The following is an 18,647-nucleotide window of genomic DNA, read 5'->3' as shown; positions in this document are numbered from 1 at the left end:
AAGCGCATCGCCTGAAACCTGCCATCCACCCTGGAGTTTTGCCATGAGCTACGAGACCATCCTCTACGAAAAGGACTCCGGGGACGCGTTCGCGACGATCACGATCAATCGTCCCGACAAGCTGAACGCCATGAACAAGACGGTGATCCGCGAGATCGACGCGGCGCTTGCGGAGGCCGTCGCGGACCCGGGCGTGAATGCTCTCGTCATCACGGGGGCGGGCCGGGCCTTTTCCGCCGGCTACGATCTTCAGGGCGGCGATTTCGACGTGGACATCGACTTCTGGCGCGAGGACATGGGCGAGAACGCCGAAGCGCTGCTCAACATCTGGAAGGCCCCCATCCCCGTCATCGCCTCGGTGAACGGCTATGCGCTGGCCGGGGCGCTGGAGCTCATGATGTGCTGCGATCTGGCGATCGCGGCCGATACGGCCAGGTTCGGCGAGCCGGAGGTGCGCCACAATTCCGGCCCGCCCGCGCTGATGATGCCCTGGCTCCTGGCCACGCGCGACGTGCGCTGGCTGATGTATACGGGCGACCTCGTCGATGCCGAAGAGGCGCTGCGCATGCACCTGATCAACAAGATCGTGCCGGCCGCGGAGCTGAAGGAGGCGACGCAGAAGCTCGCCCGCAAGCTGGCCCGGATGCCGGTGCCGGCGCTCAGATACACGAAGGCCTCGATCAACAACCAGCAGATGGTCGCGGGCCTGCTGCCGTCCTTCCAGTACAACATCGAGGCCATTGCCGCGCTTCACGTGACCAGGCAGGGCCGCGAATGGATGGCCAAGCTCGCCCGGATGAGCCTCAGGGAATATCTCGACGTTCGCGACAGCCCCTTCAAGGGCCTCGACATCTAGGGCGGTGCCGATGCCCGCTCCCCCGCACGCCATGGCGGCCCTGATGGCGCCGCGCTCCGTCGCCGTGATCGGCGCGAGCGAACGCGCCGACGCCTCCTCTTCCTTCGTGATGCGCAATCTCCTGGCGCGCGGGTTCGCCGGCCCGATCCTGCCGGTCCATCCGCGCGGCGGAACGGTCTTCGGCCTCCCGGCGGCGCGCTCCATCGCCGATCTCGACCGCACGCCGGACGTCGCCGTGCTCGCCATCGCCGCGCAGCACGTCAACGGCGTGCTGGAGGAGGCGGGGGCCGCCGGAATCAAGGCCGCCGTCGTGCTCGCCTCGGGCTTTGCCGAGCTGGACGCGGCCGGGCGCGAGCGCCAGGACGAACTGGTCGCCATCGCGCGGCGCCACGGCATGGCGGTCTGCGGCCCCAACTGCCTTGGCCTGTTCAACCTGCATTCGGGCGCGGCGCTCTATTCGTCCACCCTGTCCGGCACGCTGGCGCCCGGTGCGCTGGCACTGGTGTCGCATTCGGGAGCAAGCGCGATCGCGCTCTCCGGTACGGGGCGGCTGGGCCTGAGCACGGTCGTCTCCTGCGGCAACGGCGCGGCGAGCGACCTGCCCGACTATCTGGCCTTCCTGGCCGGGGACGATCAGACGCGCGCCATCGGCCTCGTCATGGAGGCGTTGCGCGACCCATCGGCCTTCGCCCGCGCGATGGAGGCGGTGAACACCGCCGGAAAGCCGGTCATCGCGCTGCGCGCCGGGCGCTCGGCCGCCGGCCAGCGCGCCACGGCCGCCCATACGGGCGCGCTGGCCGGCAGCGCGGAGGCCTATGCCTCGCTGTTCCGGCGCACCGGCGTCATCGAGGTCGGCGACATGGACGAATTCGTCGAGACGGCGGCGCTGTGCATCGGGCTCCACCGCCGGCCCGCGCGCGGCGGCGTTGCCGTGATCGGGGTCAGCGGCGGCGGGGTCGCCCATGTCGCCGACATCGCGCAGGAGAACGGCCTGGCTCTCCCGGCCTTCTCTCCGCGCACCGTCGCGACACTGACATCCGTGCTGCCGCCCTTCGCGACACCCCAGAACCCGCTCGACACCACCGGCGCCGTCTTCGCCGACGCCTCGGTCTATACGCGTGTGCTGGAAGCGGTGGCGGCCGATCCGGCCATCGGGCTGATCGTGGCCGCGCAGGACGCGCCGCCGGGCCTCGATGAGGCGGGGGCGGGGGAGTATCTGGGAATCGCCGGCGCGATCGCCGATTTCGCCGCCGGCGCGCGGATGCCGACCGTCCTGATGAGCAATCTGTCCGCCGGCCATCATCGCCTCTTTCGCGAACGGGCCGGGCAGGGCATCCTCGTCCTCAACGGCACGCGGGCCGCGCTGAAGGCGATTGCGCATGTGATGCCGCGGGGCGAGGCGCCCATTCCGGCATGTACGGCACGCGAGGAGCCCGATCCGCGCTGGCGCGCCGTCCTCTCGTCCGGCAAGCGCCTTTCGGAAGGGGAGGCGAAGGCGTTCCTCGCCGCGCACGGCCTGCCCGTGACGCGCGAGACGCTTGCCGCATCGGCTCGGGAGGCCGCCGCAGCAGCCGGGGCGATCGGCTATCCGGTGGTGATGAAGATCGCCTCGCCGGACCTGCCGCACAAGACGGAGGCGGGCGGCGTGCGTCTCGCCATCGCCGACGCCGGGCAGGCCGCGCGCGCCTTCGAGGAGATCATGCGCAACGCCCGCGCCTACGCGCCGCAGGCCGAACTGCATGGCGTCCTCGTCCAGGAGACGGTGTCCGGCGGCGTCGAGGCGCTGGTGGGGCTGGTCCGCCACGAGCCGTTCGGGCTCGGCGTCGTGGTGGGCATCGGCGGCGTAATGGTGGAACTCGTGGCGGACGCGGCCTTCGAGCTTCTGCCGGTGGATCGCGACGCTGCCCTCGCGATGATCGGCCGAACGAAGCTCGCCCCGCTCCTGGCCGGCTATCGCGGCGCGCCCGCCTGCGATGTTCCGGCGCTCGCCGATGCTGTCGCGGCCCTTTCCCGGCTCGGCGAGACCTATGGGGACCACATCGCCGCGCTCGATCTCAACCCCGTCGCCGTGCTGCCGGCGGGCCGGGGCGTGCGCATCCTCGACGCGCTGATCCGCTGAGCATCGGCGAGAGCGGCTGCCGCCGCCTACCGGGCCTCGGGCGCCACGTAATCGGCCTGGTGGACTTCGATGATCGTGCCTTCCGGGTCCTGGAAGAAGATCTGGTACCAGCCCTTGATCGCCCACTCGCCATAGTCGGCGAACGGCACGCCCTCTTCCGTCAGCCGCTTCTTGAAGGCCTCGATGTCGTCGGTGCGGAAGGCGATATGGCCACGGTCCAGGGGGTTGACCGGCTGCTTCGTGCGGTAGCTGACGCCAAGGTCCCGCTTGGCCAGATGGAACTCGACCTTGCCGTCGGACAGGAAGGCCACGTCCTCGTCATAGCCATGGCTGGCGATCTGGTCGCCGCTGCTCGTGGCCGCCTCCGCAAGGCCGAAGACGCGCGAATAGAAGGCGCGCAGGCGCGGCACGTCGGTGCCGCAGATATTGACGTGATGCAGGTCCATTTTCATGGTCGTTCTCCGCTGCCGGATTGTGATGCGTTGCGAGGGGGTCAGTGAATGTGGCTTCCGCCGTTGACGTCGATCGTCGCGCCGGTGACGTAGCTCGACAGGTCGGAAGCGAGGAACAGGCATGCGCCGGCGATGTCGTCCGGCGTCCCGGCCCGCCGCATGGGAATGGCGGAGATGATCTCGTCGATCTGCTCGCGGGAAATCTTGCCGTCGAGCACGGCGGTCTCTGTCAGCGAGGGGCAGACCGCATTGGCCCTTATGCCCTGCGGGCCGAATTCGCGCGCGATGGACTTGGTGAAGCTGACGACCCCGCCCTTGGACGCGGCGTAGTGCGCGCCGCCGACGAGCCCTCCGCCGCGTTGCGCCGCCACGGAGGCCAGGTTGATGATGGAGCCGGCCCGCCTGGCGAGCATCTTGGCCAGCACCGCCTGGCAGAAGTTGAAGGTGCCGCGAAGATTGACGGCCGTCATCCGGTCGAACTCGGCCGACGAGATCTCCATGGTCGGCTTGGCCACGACGATGGCCGCGCCGTTCAGCGCGACATCGATCCGTCCGAAGCGGCTTTCCACCGCATCGGCCAGCCGCGCGCATTCCTCCTCGGACGACAGGTCGCATTTGTACCCTTTTACGACCGCGCCCGGCCCGGCGGCCTGGGCGATGGCCTCGCGCAGGGCGACCTCGCGCTCCTCGTCCAAGGCGATGTCGACCATGGCCACGCGTGCGCCGTGCGCCGCAAAGAGGCGCGCCGTGGCGAAGCCGATTCCCCGCTCCGAGAAGACGCCCGTCACGATGCAGACTTTTCCTTCCAGAAGCCCCTTGCTCAAGACCGTTCTCCCTCAGGCATACGTTTCCTCCCTCGTCGATGGCCATGCGCCCGGTCGGCCGGGATCGGCAGGCCGGCATTGGTGTGTTGAAAGCCCGCGCCGCCCATGGGGCTCAGTCCGGCCCGCCGACAGCGGCGCCCGCCGCGATGGCCGCGGCGATCCAGTCCTCGTCGAAGCCGAGGCCGGAAAGGATGGGGGCGGTGTCGGCCCCGAGGCCGCGGGCCGCGTCCTGCAAGGGCAGCGTCCTGCGATCGACGATGACCGAGGAGCGGATGGCGGTCACGGCGCCTTCCTCGGGATGGCTTTCGGAAGCGAGCATTCCGACCGCCGACAGATGCGGGTCCTCGATCAGGCTGTCGAGCGTATGGCAGGGCATGGCGGCGACATCGGCGGCCAGGAACAGCGCCATCCATTCGGCGGTGGTCTTGCTCGACAGCGCCGCGCCCCGCACCGCGAACCATTCGTCGACATTTTCGGCGCGCGCGGCAACGCTCGCAAAGCGCGGATCGTCCAGAAGCTCCTGCCGGCCCACGGCGGTGAGGAACGCCCTGACCTGCGGGTCCGTGTTGGCGGTGACGGAAATCCAGCCGTCGGCGGTCCGCAGCGGCCTGTTGTTGGGGTTCAGCAGGCGCCGGTCGCCGGCCGGCCCGGTCGGCGGATCGAAGCTCTTCTGGGCGAGATGCTCCTGCAGGACGAAGCCCGCCATCGTCTCGAACATGGGCACCTCGAGGGTGGCGCCGGTTCCTCCGCGATCGCGGCCGGCCAGGGCGGCCATGATCGCCCCGGCGGCGATCTCCCCCACCACATGGTCGCAGATCAAGAGAGGCACGTAGCTGGGGGCGCCGTCGCGCAGGAGGCTGAGGCCCGCCACGCCCGAGGCGCCCTGGACCACGCTGTCATAGGCGGGCTGGCCCGCATAGGGCCCGTCCTCGCCATAGCCGGTGATGGTGCAGTGGATCTTGTCCGCATACTGCCCGCGCACCGTCTCGGCATCGAGGCCGAGACGCCGGAGCGCCGAGGGGCGCATGTTGCAGACGAGGACGTCGCACCATTCGATCAGGCGGTCCAGCGCGGCGCGCGACTGGGGCTTCTTCAGGTCGAGGCAGATGTTCCGCTTGCCGCGGTTCATGTGAAGATAGGCGCCCGAATGCCGGCCGGAGGGCGACGGCCCGCCCAGGCCGCGCATCAGGTCCCCGCCCGGCGATTCGAGCTTGATGATCTCTGCTCCGTATTGCGCCAGCCGCCATGTGCAGACGGGGCCGACGACCACCGTGGTGAGGTCGAGGACGCGAACGCCGTCGAGAAGGGCGCTCACGGCTCGATCTCCCCCGCGACCCGCGCGGCGAGACGCCCGGCCTCGTCATAGGCTTCGAGAAGAAGCTCGCCGCCTTCCGTGCGTGAGGCAATGCGCATCGGCCGGTCGCAGAAGAGCGGCGAGAGGTGCGAGGCCGACAGCCCTGCGAGCCGCAGCCCGAGCCGGCATCTGGCGAATTCGGTGAGAAGCAGCGTGGAAAGCCCGCCATTCACCACCAGATCGGGAAAGCCCTCCACGTCGCGGGCGTAGCTCCTGTCGATATGGATCTTGTGGGAGTTGAAGCCCAGCGCCGAGTACTGGAAGAGCAGGATGTCGTCCGGCGTGTGTGAGGCCTCGAAGGCTGGCGGGTTCCCGGCCGGCGGCGCGGGCTCGTAACGCGTGCGCTCGCGCAGGAGATAGGTCTGCGTTTCCCGCAGGAGCGGCGTGGCGGACGCGTCGTCATGCAGCTCGTGGGCGACGGTGACGAGCACCGAGCGGCCCGAGGCGCCCTGTGCCGGGCGCACTTTCTCCAGCGTGGTCTCCCGGCGGATGGGGGCGTCGATCGTGATGTCGCGATGGAAGCGCACCTTGCGGCCGACGATCACGAGGCTCGCAAGCTCCTCGCCCTCGAATGCGAGGCCAAATCCGGGAAAGCCGTCCCGGCGAACGGAGGATCGCGGCGTTCCGGCCGCCAGCAGGACGAATTGCCATCCCCTCGGCAGCGGTCCGCCCGAGTGCAGGAAGCCATCGTCCAGATCGAGCATGGCGGCGATGCGGCGGGCGGTTCCGAGGGAACAGCGCTCTTCGCGCACCAGCTTCCCGACCTTCGCGTCGAGACGATCCATCAGCTTTTCCTCCCCAACTGACGATAGTCCGGCAGTTCTCCCGACTGCCGGCGGGTGGCGGCGTCCGGGAGCCGGCGCCGTCGTTCGAAACGCCGGCTGGACCGACCCCGGTTCATTCCTCACCCGGGACGACAGCTTCACTATCATCGTTGTTTCATATGAGCAACGTTGACAACATATATGAAATTGGTAGCCTGCCTCATCCGCCGAACGGGGCGGAGTGGGAGGCTTTCGTCGTCTACGCAGCGAGCCGGGGTTCGCGGGCTGGGTCGTTCAGCCCGTCCGCGAGTTGCGCGGCCAGGGGCGGCGGGGACGAAATCCTGATCTGGGAGGATCATCATGACCAAGCTTTTTGCGGCCACCGCTATGGCCGGCGTCCTGCTGGCGGGGGCCGCCGGCGCCCAGGAGACGTGGAACCTGCAATCGACCTATCCCGGAGCGATGGCCCAGCTCGGCCCCCTCGCGCACCGTATCGCCGACCAGATCGGCCAGATCACCGACGGGGAGATCAGTGTCAGCTTCCACGAGCCGGGCTCGATCGTTCCGGCGCTGGAGGTCTTCGACGCGGTCGGCACCGGCGCCATCGAGGCCGGGTGGTCCACTCCCGGCTTCTGGGCCGGGCGCGTGCCGGCCCTGCAACTGATGTCCGCCGTGCCGTTCGGGCCGCAGGCGGGGGAGTATCTGGCCTGGATCAAGTTCGGCGGCGGCCAGGAGCTGTTCGACGAGCTTTACGAGCCCCACAACATCCGCTCGCTCTTCTGCGGCATCATCGCCCCGGAGGCGGCCGGCTGGTTCCGCGAGCCGATCGAATCGGTGGAGGATTTCCAGGGCCTGAAGATGCGCTTCCTGGGGCTCGGCGCGCGGGTCATGGAGAAGCTCGGCGTCTCGACGCAGCTTCTGGCGGGCGGCGATGTGTTTCCGGCGCTGGAGCTGGGCACGCTGGATGCGGCTGAGTTCTCCATGCCGGCGATCGACCTGGGCCTCGGCTTCTACCAGGTCGCCAACAACTACTATTTCCCCGGCTGGCACCAGCAGGCGACCTTCCTGGAGCTGATGGTCAATCTCGATGTCTGGGAGGAGCTGGACGAGGGGACGCAGATGAAGATCTCGACTGTCTGCGACGCCAATATCGCCTACGGGCTGGCCGAGGGCGAGGCGCTTCAGGTGGCGGCGCTCAACGAGTTGCAGTCCAAAGGCGTCAATATCCGCACGTTCTCCGACGAGATCCTCGATGCGCTGCGCCAGGCCTGGGAAGAGGTGGCGGAGGAAGAGGCCGCGCGCGACGCGGACTTCGCGCGCGTCTACGAAAGCTACTCGCAGTTCCGCAACGGCTACGCCACCTGGCGCGAGCTCGGATATCTCCGCTGATCCCATAGACCAAGGCCGAACACCGTCCTGAAACCGGCCGATCCCCGCCGATGCGCGAGGCATCGGCGGGGATCGGCAAGGGACGAATGCTCTGAACGCCGTGCGCCAGCCTGGCGCGCGCGGCGACACCCTGAGGGAGGTTCCATGCTTCGCCTTGCCGGCACGCTCGCCGCCGTCGTCGCGCTGGCCGCGAGCGCCACGATCGTCGTGTTGCCTTCGGGATCGGCCGTCATGCTGCCGATCCTGGCGGTTCTTCTGGCCGCCCTGGTGGCGGCCGCGCTCCTGCGGGCCCATCCCGCGACCTTCGCGGCGGCCTGCCTGCTCGGCTGGTTCGGGCTGCTGTTCGCCGGGCCGTTCACCGTCACGGACCGGGAGCTGAACGCCCTGCGCCGCGCGGCGGGCCGGGGAGACGAGGCCGCCGGAATGCTGATCGGCTATTTCGAGACGTTCGCGCCCTACAATCCGTATCTCCTGGTGGCGATCACCGCGCTGATCATCGGCCTTTTCCTGTACCGGATGGGGCGCGGCGAGGCGCGCTACGAGCGGCTTCTGCGCGCCAGCGACGGCCTTGCGCGCATGCTGACGAGGACCGGGCTGGCCTCCGCGCTCGTCCTGCTGCCGCTGCTGATCCTGGCCATCATGTATGACGTGATCCAGCGCAAATATCTCGGCTTCGACCCCGCCTTCACGCGGACGGAGTGGTACCGGATGTTCAGCGCGGCGCGCGTCCAGGAGCTCGAATGGCATCTGCACGCGACGCTCTTCCTCCTGTGCCTGGGCTACGCCTATGTGCGGGACGCGCATGTGCGCATCGAACTCGTCCGCGAGGGCCTTGCGCCGCGCACCAGGGCGATGATCGAGCTGGCCGGGTGCCTCCTGTTCATGGTGCCCTACTGCTACGTGGTGATGAAATACGGCATCGAGAACGCCGTGCGCTCGTACACGATCGGCGAGAGGTCGGCCGCGCAGACCGGGCTGGACCATCGCTTCGTGATCAAGACCATGCTGCCGCTCGGATTCTCGCTGATCGCGCTCGCCGGCATGTCGGTGGCGATGCGATGCATCGTGTTCCTCTGGGGTCCGGCCTCGCTGAAGGCGGCCTCGGGCACATACGCCTACTCCCACCTTCATCCGGCGGCACCGGCCGAACCCACCCCCTCCTGAGGTTCGCGGCCTGAACCGCGCCGCCCGCTCACGCCGCCGCCCGCTTCGGATGCCGTGAGCCGCCGGGTTGCCCGCAAGGAACGATGTTCATGGATAGTCTCGTCACCTATCTCCCACTGGTCATGTTCGCCGTGCTGGCGGTGCTGGCGTTCACCGGCTACCCGATCGCCTTCGTGCTGGGCGGGGTGGCGCTGATGTTCGCGGTGCTCGGCGACATGCTGGGCTCCTTCCGGCTCAGCCAGCTCACGCTCATCCCCTTGCGGATCTACGGCGGCACCATGGAAAGCCTGGTGCTGGTCGCGATCCCCATGTTCACCTTCATGGGCACGATGCTGGAGAAGTCGGGGGCCGCGCGGGATCTGCTGCATGCGCTGCAGGTGATGTTCCGCAGGATTCCCGGCGGCCTTGCCCTCGCCGTCACCCTGATGGGCACGATCATGGCCGCCACCACCGGCATCATCGGCGCCTCCGTGGTAATGATCACGCTGATGGCGCTTCCGGTGATGATGCGGGCGAACTACAATATTCCCCTGGCCACCGGCACCATCGCCGCATCGGGCACGCTGGGCGTCCTCGTGCCGCCTTCGATCATGCTGGTCATCATGGCGGACCTGATGGCCGTGCCGGCCGGCACGCTCTTCATCGCCGCGCTCCTGCCCGGCTTCCTCCTGGCGGCGCTCTATTTCATCTACATCCTCGTCGTCTGCGGCTTCATGCCTCATCTGGCCCCGCCCATGTCCGACGACATCCGGCCCGCCTCGCGCCGGGCCTTCTGGTCCATGGTCCTGCGCAGCTTCGTGCCGCCGACCTTCCTGATCTTCTGCGTGCTCGGCTCCATTCTGTTCGGCTTGGCCACGCCCACCGAATCGGCCGGCGTCGGCGCCCTGGGCTCGATCCTGCTGGCGGCCTTCAACCGGCAGCTCACATGGGCGAATTTCTTCGACGTGTGCCGGCGCACGGCGCTGACCGGCGGCATGATCTTCGGCATCTTCGTCGGCGCCACCGCTTTTGCCTTCGTCTTCAAGTCCATCGGCGGCGAAAGCCTGATCGTCGATTTCATCATGCAGACGAATGTCGGCCCATGGTCCATCCTGTTCGTCCTGATGGCGATGGTCTTCCTGCTCGGCTTCTTCTTCGACTGGGTCGAGATCACCCTGATCATCCTGCCGATCTTCGGCCCCATCCTCGCGCTGCTCGACTTCGGGGGGCATATCGGTTCCTGGGACGGCGTCGGCAATCCGATCGTCATCTGGTTCCTCATCCTCGTGGCGGTGAATTTGCAGACCAGCTTCCTCACGCCGCCCTTCGGGCTGGCGCTCTTCTTCATGAAGGGGGCCGCGCCGCCGGAGATCCGCATTCAGGACATGTACAAGGGCAGCATGCCGTTTGTCGGCCTGCAACTCCTCGGGCTCCTGCTGTGCATCCTCTTCCCATCGATCGTCCTGTGGCTTCCGAGCTATCTCCTCGGAGGGTAGGGTGGCGCCGGTGAGCCCGGCGCCGCCCATCTCGCTCTCTCCGGGGTGGGGTGGCGGGCCGGCGATCCTTCACCGCGAGAGCGACGAAAGGCAGGGCCGAGCATGAGCGAGCGTGTTGGGGACGGCAGCCCCGCCGAGGCGGGCGCGCGCACATATTCCGCTCCGGCGCTGGAGAAGGGGCTGGATATACTGGAGCTTCTCAGTTGCCGCGAAGGCGGCCTGTCGCAGAGGGAGATCGCGCGGGAGCTGGGCCGCAGCGTGGGCGAGATCTACCGGATGCTGAACTGCCTGGTGGACCGCAACTACGTCGCCCTCAACGACGAGGTCTACACGCTGACGACGAAGCTCTACGAACTGGCGCATCGCCACCCGCCGACCGAGCGGCTGATCGTGGAAGCCGCGCCCCTCATGCGCGGGCTCGCCGACCGGCTTCAGCAGGCCTGCCACCTGACGGTGTTCGGCTCCGGCAAGCAGATCGTCATCGCCAAGCAGGACGCCCCCGACGGCATCGGCTTCGCGGTCCAGGTCGGCGCGCAGATCGCGGTGCCGCAATCGGCGTCCGGCCAGGTTCTCGTTGCCTTCCAGTCCGTGGAAGTGCGGCGCGCGCGGCTCGACGAATGCATGGCCGGACGACCGGGAGAGGAAAGGGCGGCGTTCGAGGCGCTGCTCGAGGAGGTGGTGCGAAAGGGCTTCGCGTCGCTGGAGAGCAGGCAGTACAGGGGCGTGCAGGCGGTCAGCTTCCCGGTTCTGGATTCCATGCACAATGCCCTGGCGGCCTTGACGGTCCCCTATCTGGAACGCCTCGATATCGACGATCGCACCAGACTTGTCGACGTGGAGAGGGAGCTTGCCGAGGCGGCACGGTGCCTGACGGCCAGAATGGGCGGCCGGGCCCTTGCGGCGGCGGCCTAGAGTCCGTCACGACTCCAGGACGGGCCTCGGAGCCCGTGCGGCACGCCACGCCGTTGCGCAGCGGCGATCCGGCGCGCATCCCAAAGAGCGCAGGCTCGAGGCTCCCGCCATGCGCCGGGCGGGCCGGAGGAAGGGCGCCGCCCCTTCCAGCCCCGCATGGTCCGGCGCTCAGTCGGTACCGAAGATATCGCGGGTGTAGATCTTCGCCCGCACATCCTCCAGCTCGGGCGAATAGCGGTTGGCCACGATGATGTCGGCCCGGCGCTTGAACTCGTCGAGATCGCGGACGATCTCGGACCGGAAGAACTCCGTTCCCTCGTAGGAGGGCTCGTAGATGATGACCTCGATGCCCTTGGCCTTCAGGCGCTTCATGATGCCCTGGATGGAGGAGGCGCGGAAATTGTCGGAATCCTTCTTCATCGCGAGGCGATGGACGCCGACGACATTGGGATTGCGGACGACGATGTCGGCGGCCAGGAAATCCTTGCGCGTCGTATTGGCGTCCACGATCGCCTGGATGAGGTTCTGCGGAACCTCGCGGAAATTGGCCAGAAGCTGTTTGCTGTCCTTCGGCAGGCAATAGCCGCCATAGCCGAAGGAAGGGTTGTTGTAGTGCTTGCCGATGCGCGGATCCAGGCCGACGCCCTCGATGATCTGGCGCGTGTCGATGCCGTGCGTCACGGCATAGGAATCGAGCTCGTTGAAATAGGCCACGCGCATGGCGAGGTAGGTATTGGCGAACAGCTTGATCGCCTCGGCTTCGCCGGGCCCGGTGAAGAGCACCGAAACGTCCTCCTTGATCGCGCCCTCCTGCAGGAGGTTCGCGAATTCGCGCGCCCTGGGGGTATCGGCGCCGACCACGATGCGGGAGGGATGGAGGTTGTCGTAGAGCGCCTTGCCCTCGCGCAGGAATTCCGGCGAGAAGATGATGTCCGGATCGCCCAGTTCCGCGTTCAGCCCCTTCGTGTAGCCCACCGGAACGGTCGACTTGATGACGATCGTGGCCGTCCGGTTGACGCCGCGCGCGTCCTTGATGACGGCCTCGACGCTGCTCGTGTCGAAATAATTGCTCTCGGGATCGTAATTGGTGGGCGTCGCCACGATGATGAAGTCGGCGTCCTGGAAGGCCTGAGCCTTGTCCGTCGTCGCCTTCAGCTTCAGTGGCTTGTCGCGCAGGTACTCCTCGATCTGCGGGTCGATCAGGGGCGATATGCGATCGTTGATCTGCGCCACGCGCTCCGGGGAGATATCATAGGCGACGACCTCGTTGTGCTGGGCCAGCAGGATCGCATTCGAGAGTCCGACATATCCGATTCCAGCGACCGCGATCCTTGTCATTGAGACGCTCCAACCTTGTCGTTTCGAGGCCTTGAGCGGCCTTCGTGAATTGTATCCGGGCGAGGGGGCCAAGTCGCCTCCGCGCAGCGATCTGCAGGACGATTCCGGCGAATTTACCCTCGCCGGGCGTCGCCAGCCCTGTACGATGGGCTGGCCCCGCGAGGGAGGGGGCGCTCGCCTGTGCCGCCATCATCGTGTTCCTGACGGACGCCGTGTTCCACTGCCAAGCGCTGATTTCACACTTCTTTTTTTGCAACGCAACTTTTTGCTGCGCGGCCACATTTTTCCGCGTAGCTTCCCGAACTCGAGAGTTTGACGGCAGAAGCCGTTCGCCGCCCGGACCGAAGGGGCTGCGAAGGATGCGATTTCGAGGGAACCGAAGCCATCGGCGGGAACACCACACGGTTCGATCCGCTTCCCGGATCCCTTGCGAGATCGGTAGGGCGCGGCGCGGCGGTGACCGGCGTGGCGCAGGCCGTGAAGCTCGCGTGCCAGATCGCGTCCGTCATCGTCCTCTCGCGCCTGCTCCTGCCGCATGATTTCGGCATCGTGGCCATGGCCGCGCCGGTGCTGGCCTTCGTCGCCCTGTTCCAGGACCTCGGCCTGACGCAGGCGACGATCCAGAAGAAGGGAATCACCCATGAGGAGGTCAACTGCCTCTTCTGGGTCAATATCGGCGTCAGCGCCCTCCTTGCGGGGCTCCTGGTGCTGGTGGCGCCGGCGGTCGCGGGGTTCTATGCGGAGCCCCAGGCCGGCGTCCTCGTCGCGGCGATGGGCCTGCAGATCCTCGTCTACGGGGCGGGGGCGCAGCATTACGCGCTTCTCAGCCGCCGGATGGAGTTCGGCAAGGTCGCCATTCTGGAGAGCTTCGCGGCCTGCGCGGGCCTGGCCGTCTCCATCGTCTGGGCACTGGCGGACAGGACCTACTGGGCGCTCTATGCGGGCGGCCTCGCCACCGCCCTGTGCACCTGCATCGGGCTCTGGGCCGGTTCGCGCTGGCGGCCGGGCCTGCCCAGATGGGTGGAAGGCGGCGGGAGCCTTCTCAATTTCGGGGCCGGCATCACCGGCTTCAACTTCGCCAATTTCTTCGCTCGCAATCTCGATAACGTCCTCATCGGCCGCTACTGGGGCAATCAGGAACTGGGGCTCTACGACCGGGCCTACAAGCTCCTCCTCTTCCCCCTCCAGCAGATCACCAATCCGCTGTCGAAGGTCATGGTCCCGGCGCTCTCGCGCCTGACGGATGAGCCGGAGCGCTACAGGCACGCCTATCTGCGCGTGGCGCCCATCCTTCTTCTCGTGGCGCTGCCGGGTGTCGCCTTCGCCATCGCCACGGCCGACCTCCTGATTCCCTTCGCCCTGGGCGAGCAATGGCGGGCGAGCGCGGGAATCTTCCAGGCACTCGGCTTTGCCGGCCTCATGCAGCCGCTGAACAACCCGTCCGGCTGGCTTTTCATCAGCCAGGGGCGTTCGGGCGAGTTCATGCGCTGGGGCATCTTCTCGGCCCTCACCTCGGTCGCGGCCTTCGCCGTCGGCCTTCCCTACGGCGCCTTCGGCATGGCCGCCGCCTACGCCGTGAGCGAGTATCTCAGGACACCGCTTCTCTGGCTCTATCTCGGCAGGTCCGGCCCGGTCCGGGCGGCGGACATGGTTCGCGTGGCCTTTCCCTTCGTGGTCGGGGCCCATCTCGCGGTCGGCCTGCTCTGGCTGGCGCGGCCCTATCTGCCGGACAGCCCGCTCGTCGCTCTCCTGGCTTGCGGGGTGCTGGCCTATGCGTCGGTTTCGGCCTTCGCGCTCCTCTTCGCGCCCGGACGCGCTGTCATTCTGGACGGCGCGCAGATGGTTCGAAGCAGGATTCCCGCGTTCTCATGAGACGCCGCGCGCCTCTCATGCTTCATCATGCGACGTAAAAGGACAGGGTAACGACCGTGCGTGGCGTCTGGAGAATACAGCAATGGTTTGCGGAGCGGGCGCACAAGCGTCGCCTGCGCGAGGCGATCGACGCCGTTTCCCGGTTTCCGACCCTCGCCGAGCGCAAGCCCCACACGCTGGATGCGCCGCTCATCGTGACGCTGACATCCTATCCCCTTCGCTTCCCCACGCTGGGATCGACGATCAGGAGCCTTCTGGACCAGACGATCCGGCCCGACAGGACGATTCTGTGGATCGCGGAAGGCGACCTCGCCGAGCTTCCGCCCGAAGTCCTGTCGCTGAAGGCGTTCGGGCTGGAGATCCGCACATGCGCGGATCTGCGCTCCTACAAGAAGCTGATACCGGCGCTCCACGCTTTCGGGCCGTCCTATTTCGTGACCGCCGACGACGACGTCTACTATCCGCCCCACTGGCTGGAGGGCCTCGTCTCGCAAGTCTACGCCCACGGCCCCCATGTGGTCGCGGGCCGAGCCCATCTTCTGAGGCTGGACGCTTCGGGGCGCGCCTTGCCCTATCTGGAATGGGACCTGCAAACGTCCCATATCCGCGCGCCATCGGACGAGACGCGGATTTTCCCGACCGGCGTCGGCGGCGTCCTCTACCCGCCGAACGGATTTGCGGACGCCGTGCTGGACGAGGCGGCCTTCATGAGATTGTGCCCGCAAGGGGACGACATCTGGTTCTTCTGGATGGCCCGGCTGGCCGGCACCCCGCAGATTCAGGCGGAAGCCAGGTTCCATATTCTCTCCTGGCCCCAGTCCCAGTCGGTCGCCCTGTTTCATGAGAATGTCTACAAGGACCAGAACAACATTCAGATTCGGAGCATGGAAGAGGCCTACGGGCTTGTTCCGTAACACCGTTTCATATCCCGGAAGGCCGGGCGCCGCGCGGGGAGTTCTCGTGCGTCGTCCCGTCCGCGGGGGCAGCGCCGACCGAAGGGTGATTTGAATCCATGGAATCCGACCCCTTTCTCACCATCATCATCCCGGCCTGGAACTGCGAGCGCCGCATTGCCATGACGCTTGAGGCGATTGCCGGGCAGAGCGCGCCGCGCGAGCGCTTCGAGGTGATCGTGGTGGACAACGGATCGACGGACGGCACGGCCGAGGCGGTGCGCAAGTTCGATTTCGTCACCCTTCTGTCCGAACCGCTTCCCGGCTCCTACCGCGCGCGCAACCGCGCGCTCGCGGTGGCGCGGGGCGAGTATGTGCTCTTCACGGACGGGGATTGCGTGCCCGACCGCGAATGGGTGGCGCAAGCGCTGGCCGTCATCGAGCGCCGCCCCGAGGCGGGCCTCTATGCCGGCCATGTCGCGCTGTTCCGCGAGGAGGGGGCCGGGCTCTTCGGCGCCCGCTACGAGGAGCTGACGGCCTTCAACCAGAAGGTCAATGTCGAGTTCGGCCATTGCGTCACCGCCAACTGGCTGTGCCGGCGGGACGATCTGCGCGCCATCGGCGGCTTCAACCAGGAGGTTCTCTCGGGCGGAGACGTGGAGTGCTCCCGGCGGATGGTCGCGGCGGGGCACGAGCTCGTCTATGTGCCGGAGATGATCGTGGGCCATCCGACGCGGGCGACGCTTCGCGAGCTCGTTCGCAAGCGCCGCAGGGTCGTGGGCGGCCGCTGGCAACTCGACGACATGAGCGCGAAGGGACCGGCCGAACCCATCTGGCGGTTCACGCGCGAAGCGATGGATCAGGCACGCTGGACGATCCGTTCAAACATGGAAAGCTGGGCCAAAATGGGCGTGATCGGCGTGATCGGGGTCCTGATGCTGGCCGCCCATTTCGAAGTCCTGCGGCTTTCGGCGGGCCGGCCGCCTTATCGCTCGTAGCGCTTCGGCGCCACGCGAGCCGAGCGGCCGGCAAGGCTTCTCAAACGGGCGCTCGCGCGCCATCCTGCCGGCCGAAGACGGAAAGCAGGGCGTCGATCTGGTCGGCCCTGTTCATCTCCGGGCGGTGCGAATAGAGCCGTGCCGCCTTGGACGTCTCCTCGTAGAAGTCATGGTCGTGCCACAGGCGCTTGACGGCCTCGGCCCACAGCTCGGCCGGCGCCTTGGGATCGAGCAGGATGCCGCCCGGGCCGACTGCTTCAGGCAGCCCGCCGCAGCGCGAGGCGACGAGCGGAATGCCGCTGAAATGCGCCTCCACCGCAATGCGCCCGAACGCCTCCTCCCACTGGCTCGGCGCCAGCACGATCCTTGCCTTCCCGTAGACGGATTTCATGTCGCGCGTCGGTGGCCTGAGGGTGACGTTCGGCAACCGGGCGAGATGCTTCATCAGATAGCTCTTCTCGTCCGGCTCCAGGGTCCATGCCTCCACGAAGACGAAAGGAATTTCCGGGCAGCGTTCGGCGATCGAGAGCGCCACGTCGAGGCCTTTGTGCGGATGCGGGTTGATGAAGGTGACGTTCTCGCGGCTCGTTTCGGTCTCGTAGTTCTCGCGCCGGATCAGCGGGTAGACCACCTTCGGGTGGATGCCGAACATCTCGTTGAAACGCGTGGCCGTGAAGCTCGAGTTGGCGATGTAGGAGACGCCCTCCAGCTCGCGCAGATCACCCCCGAGGTCTTCCAGCTCCACATTGCGCAGGTAGATGGAGAGGGCGCCGCTCACCCCTTCCAGCGCTTTTGCCATCCTCACCGGAAAGCCCGACTGGAGCACGATGGCCTCCGCGCCCACGCGCTCGGCCACCTCCGCCGCCACGTCCCAGGCGAACCACGCCCGGTACACGGGGTATCCCGGCCCCGCGTCGACGACATATTTCTTCGGGCCGAGCTTCAGCGCCAGGCGGCTTCGCAGCCCGCGCCATCCGATTCCGATCAGCCCGGAAAGGACGCTGACCTCATGGCCGCGATGGACGAATTCGCTCGCCAGGTCGTGCGTGCTCGACTGCGCGCCTCCGGCGATCTCGGGAATATAAGGATGCGCCGTCGCCAGCAGGATTTTCATGCCATTTCCTCAAAGCCTGTCCGAGAAACCGCCGTTCGCCCTGGCGGTCTTCCGGTCGTCCTCGGTCTTGCCGCCAGGCGGTGACGCCGTGGCTTGCCCCCGGTCCGCGCCTTACCTCATGCGATGCCGAAATAGGCATCCCGGTAGATGCGGGCGCTCTCCTCGCGGCTGAGTCGCTCTGCCACGAAGCGTCGGGGCGCGAAATCGGCGATGCGGCTCATGAAGGCGTCGAGCGTCTCGTCGAACTCGTCCAGCTTGGCAAAGGTCATGCCGCAATCGGGCGAGAAATAAGGAACCGAGGACGCCTTCACCCGGTCGCCGAACCACTCCCAGATCGGATCGCCCCAGAAGCCGCGATCCCAGGCGAGCACGGGTATGTTGGAGGCGAGCGCCTCCTGATAGGCGAGCCCCTGCGTCTCGTGTTCGCAGAGGAACAGCAGGGCGCGGGCCTCGTCGAGGCTCTGGAGATAGCGCGAGTGATGATGCTTGCCGTATCGCAGGACCCTGACCGAGAGGCCCCGGCTTTCCAGCGCCGCGAGGATGGGCTGCACGAAGAGCGGTTGCGCGACATGCTGCGCCCACCGGATCTTGTCGTAGAGGATGAAGTCGATCGTCTTCGGGCGCTTGGCCCGGTCCGGCCACTCGTCGATGTCGAAGCCCGCGAACCATTTGATGCACCGGCCGGGATAATGGCTCTCGTAGAGATCCATCGTCCAGTCGGAGAGGACGAGCAGCTTGCGGAATCGCCCATCGGCGAACAGGTCGCGAGCCATGCCGGGGTGATCGTGCAGCGAGGGGCCGAGAAGGGCGGGATTGGGCAGGGTCCATCCATCGAGCAGCGCCGTGGAGCCGACGAGCCCGACGGGATAGTCCGGGTGTCGTTCCGCCGTCTCGTAATCGTTCACGCGAACGTCGTGGCCGGTCGATCGAAGCGCTTCCACCAGCATGGTGAAGGAGACGTCGAAGCCCGTCTGGCTCTGGCCGTTCACCAGCCGCTTGTAGATCGGCCGGATGGCGTCCTTGGCGATGCGGCTGAAACTGCGCTTGTCGCTCGGCCCCGCCTTGCGGAAGAAGAGAAGTATGGTCTTGCCGTTCTCAGGGGTCTGCAATCCAGTCTCCTTGG

At 67.3% G+C, this 18,647-nt stretch carries 16 protein-coding genes; 9 read left to right on the top strand and 7 right to left on the bottom strand.

Features of this window, described 5'->3' with window-relative positions:
- Positions 1 to 43: 43 nt before the first annotated feature.
- Together J7654_RS03760 and J7654_RS03755 are read left to right on the top strand one after the other, a co-directional pair.
- Positions 44 to 856: an enoyl-CoA hydratase/isomerase family protein gene (locus J7654_RS03760; protein WP_209738336.1), complete on the top strand. Its 813-nt coding sequence runs from the start codon at positions 44 to 46 to the stop codon at positions 854 to 856.
- Between the two features lie 10 nt (positions 857 to 866).
- Entirely contained in the window at positions 867 to 2,975 is a 2,109-nt protein-coding gene (locus J7654_RS03755; RefSeq protein WP_209738334.1) for an acetate--CoA ligase family protein, read from the top strand.
- 26 nt (positions 2,976 to 3,001) lie between these two features.
- Here J7654_RS03755 and J7654_RS03750 read toward each other — a convergent pair whose 3' ends face one another.
- From J7654_RS03750 to J7654_RS03735, 4 genes are all read right to left on the bottom strand, one after another.
- Positions 3,002 to 3,427, bottom strand: coding sequence for a VOC family protein (locus J7654_RS03750; protein WP_209738332.1), 426 nt, complete (start codon positions 3,425 to 3,427; stop codon positions 3,002 to 3,004).
- A 41-nt stretch (positions 3,428 to 3,468) separates the two neighbouring features.
- A complete protein-coding gene (locus J7654_RS03745; protein ID WP_209738330.1) occupies positions 3,469 to 4,251 on the bottom strand; it encodes an SDR family NAD(P)-dependent oxidoreductase in 783 nt (260 codons plus the stop codon).
- 112 nt (positions 4,252 to 4,363) lie between these two features.
- Entirely contained in the window at positions 4,364 to 5,566 is a 1,203-nt protein-coding gene (locus J7654_RS03740; RefSeq protein WP_209738328.1) for a CaiB/BaiF CoA transferase family protein, read from the bottom strand.
- Positions 5,563 to 6,390: an HTD2 family dehydratase gene (locus tag J7654_RS03735; protein ID WP_209738326.1), complete on the bottom strand. Its 828-nt coding sequence runs from the start codon at positions 6,388 to 6,390 to the stop codon at positions 5,563 to 5,565. The genes J7654_RS03740 and J7654_RS03735 overlap by 4 nt, the downstream gene beginning before the upstream one ends.
- Positions 6,391 to 6,729: 339 nt before the next feature.
- Here J7654_RS03735 and J7654_RS03730 point away from each other — a divergent pair, with 339 nt between their 5' ends.
- The 4 genes from J7654_RS03730 to J7654_RS03715 all read left to right on the top strand — a co-directional run bounded on the left by J7654_RS03730 (position 6,730) and on the right by J7654_RS03715 (position 11,309).
- Complete coding sequence (locus tag J7654_RS03730; RefSeq protein ID WP_209738325.1) at positions 6,730 to 7,758, top strand: TRAP transporter substrate-binding protein; 1,029 nt, start codon at positions 6,730 to 6,732, stop codon at positions 7,756 to 7,758.
- 144 nt (positions 7,759 to 7,902) lie between these two features.
- Positions 7,903 to 8,922: a TRAP transporter small permease subunit gene (locus J7654_RS03725; RefSeq protein ID WP_209738324.1), complete on the top strand. Its 1,020-nt coding sequence runs from the start codon at positions 7,903 to 7,905 to the stop codon at positions 8,920 to 8,922.
- Between the two features lie 89 nt (positions 8,923 to 9,011).
- Positions 9,012 to 10,397 carry a TRAP transporter large permease gene (locus tag J7654_RS03720; RefSeq protein ID WP_245195622.1) on the top strand — a complete coding sequence of 462 codons (1,386 nt, stop codon included), beginning with the start codon at positions 9,012 to 9,014 and terminating at the stop codon, positions 10,395 to 10,397.
- Between the two features lie 102 nt (positions 10,398 to 10,499).
- Positions 10,500 to 11,309 carry an IclR family transcriptional regulator gene (locus J7654_RS03715; protein WP_209738323.1) on the top strand — a complete coding sequence of 270 codons (810 nt, stop codon included), beginning with the start codon at positions 10,500 to 10,502 and terminating at the stop codon, positions 11,307 to 11,309.
- A 168-nt stretch (positions 11,310 to 11,477) separates the two neighbouring features.
- On the opposite strand, the gene J7654_RS03710 is transcribed toward J7654_RS03715, so the two are convergent.
- A complete protein-coding gene (locus J7654_RS03710; RefSeq protein ID WP_209738322.1) occupies positions 11,478 to 12,647 on the bottom strand; it encodes a nucleotide sugar dehydrogenase in 1,170 nt (389 codons plus the stop codon).
- A gap of 456 nt (positions 12,648 to 13,103) precedes the next feature.
- On the opposite strand from J7654_RS03710, the gene J7654_RS03705 reads away from it, so the two are divergent.
- The 3 genes from J7654_RS03705 to J7654_RS03695 all read left to right on the top strand — a co-directional run bounded on the left by J7654_RS03705 (position 13,104) and on the right by J7654_RS03695 (position 16,410).
- Positions 13,104 to 14,519: a lipopolysaccharide biosynthesis protein gene (locus tag J7654_RS03705; RefSeq protein WP_245195621.1), complete on the top strand. Its 1,416-nt coding sequence runs from the start codon at positions 13,104 to 13,106 to the stop codon at positions 14,517 to 14,519.
- Positions 14,520 to 14,575: 56 nt separating this feature from the next.
- Positions 14,576 to 15,433 carry a glycosyltransferase gene (locus J7654_RS03700; RefSeq protein WP_209738321.1) on the top strand — a complete coding sequence of 286 codons (858 nt, stop codon included), beginning with the start codon at positions 14,576 to 14,578 and terminating at the stop codon, positions 15,431 to 15,433.
- A gap of 98 nt (positions 15,434 to 15,531) precedes the next feature.
- A complete protein-coding gene (locus J7654_RS03695; RefSeq protein WP_209738319.1) occupies positions 15,532 to 16,410 on the top strand; it encodes a glycosyltransferase family 2 protein in 879 nt (292 codons plus the stop codon).
- Positions 16,411 to 16,450: 40 nt separating this feature from the next.
- On the opposite strand, the gene J7654_RS03690 is transcribed toward J7654_RS03695, so the two are convergent.
- Both J7654_RS03690 and J7654_RS03685 read right to left on the bottom strand, forming a co-directional pair.
- Positions 16,451 to 17,524 carry a glycosyltransferase gene (locus tag J7654_RS03690; protein ID WP_209738317.1) on the bottom strand — a complete coding sequence of 358 codons (1,074 nt, stop codon included), beginning with the start codon at positions 17,522 to 17,524 and terminating at the stop codon, positions 16,451 to 16,453.
- Positions 17,525 to 17,640: 116 nt separating this feature from the next.
- Complete coding sequence (locus tag J7654_RS03685; RefSeq protein ID WP_209738315.1) at positions 17,641 to 18,633, bottom strand: glycosyltransferase; 993 nt, start codon at positions 18,631 to 18,633, stop codon at positions 17,641 to 17,643.
- Positions 18,634 to 18,647 lie beyond the last annotated feature (14 nt).

Origin of the sequence: Aureimonas populi (assembly GCF_017815515.1) — a bacterium.
GTDB lineage: Bacteria > Pseudomonadota > Alphaproteobacteria > Rhizobiales > Rhizobiaceae > Aureimonas > Aureimonas populi.
The sequence above is the reverse complement of the archived record's forward strand: the minus strand, read 5'-3'. Positions and strand labels throughout refer to the sequence as shown.

Coding starts and splice junctions, on each gene's coding strand:
- J7654_RS03760 (WP_209738336.1), top strand. CDS start 44: ATGAGCTACGAGACCATCCTCTACGAAAAGGACTCCGGGGACGCGTTC.
- J7654_RS03755 (WP_209738334.1), top strand. CDS start 867: ATGCCCGCTCCCCCGCACGCCATGGCGGCCCTGATGGCGCCGCGCTCC.
- J7654_RS03750 (WP_209738332.1), bottom strand. CDS start 3,427: ATGAAAATGGACCTGCATCACGTCAATATCTGCGGCACCGACGTGCCG.
- J7654_RS03735 (WP_209738326.1), bottom strand. CDS start 6,390: ATGGATCGTCTCGACGCGAAGGTCGGGAAGCTGGTGCGCGAAGAGCGC.
- J7654_RS03730 (WP_209738325.1), top strand. CDS start 6,730: ATGACCAAGCTTTTTGCGGCCACCGCTATGGCCGGCGTCCTGCTGGCG.
- J7654_RS03725 (WP_209738324.1), top strand. CDS start 7,903: ATGCTTCGCCTTGCCGGCACGCTCGCCGCCGTCGTCGCGCTGGCCGCG.
- J7654_RS03720 (WP_245195622.1), top strand. CDS start 9,012: ATGGATAGTCTCGTCACCTATCTCCCACTGGTCATGTTCGCCGTGCTG.
- J7654_RS03715 (WP_209738323.1), top strand. CDS start 10,500: ATGAGCGAGCGTGTTGGGGACGGCAGCCCCGCCGAGGCGGGCGCGCGC.
- J7654_RS03710 (WP_209738322.1), bottom strand. CDS start 12,647: ATGACAAGGATCGCGGTCGCTGGAATCGGATATGTCGGACTCTCGAAT.
- J7654_RS03695 (WP_209738319.1), top strand. CDS start 15,532: ATGGAATCCGACCCCTTTCTCACCATCATCATCCCGGCCTGGAACTGC.
- J7654_RS03690 (WP_209738317.1), bottom strand. CDS start 17,524: ATGAAAATCCTGCTGGCGACGGCGCATCCTTATATTCCCGAGATCGCC.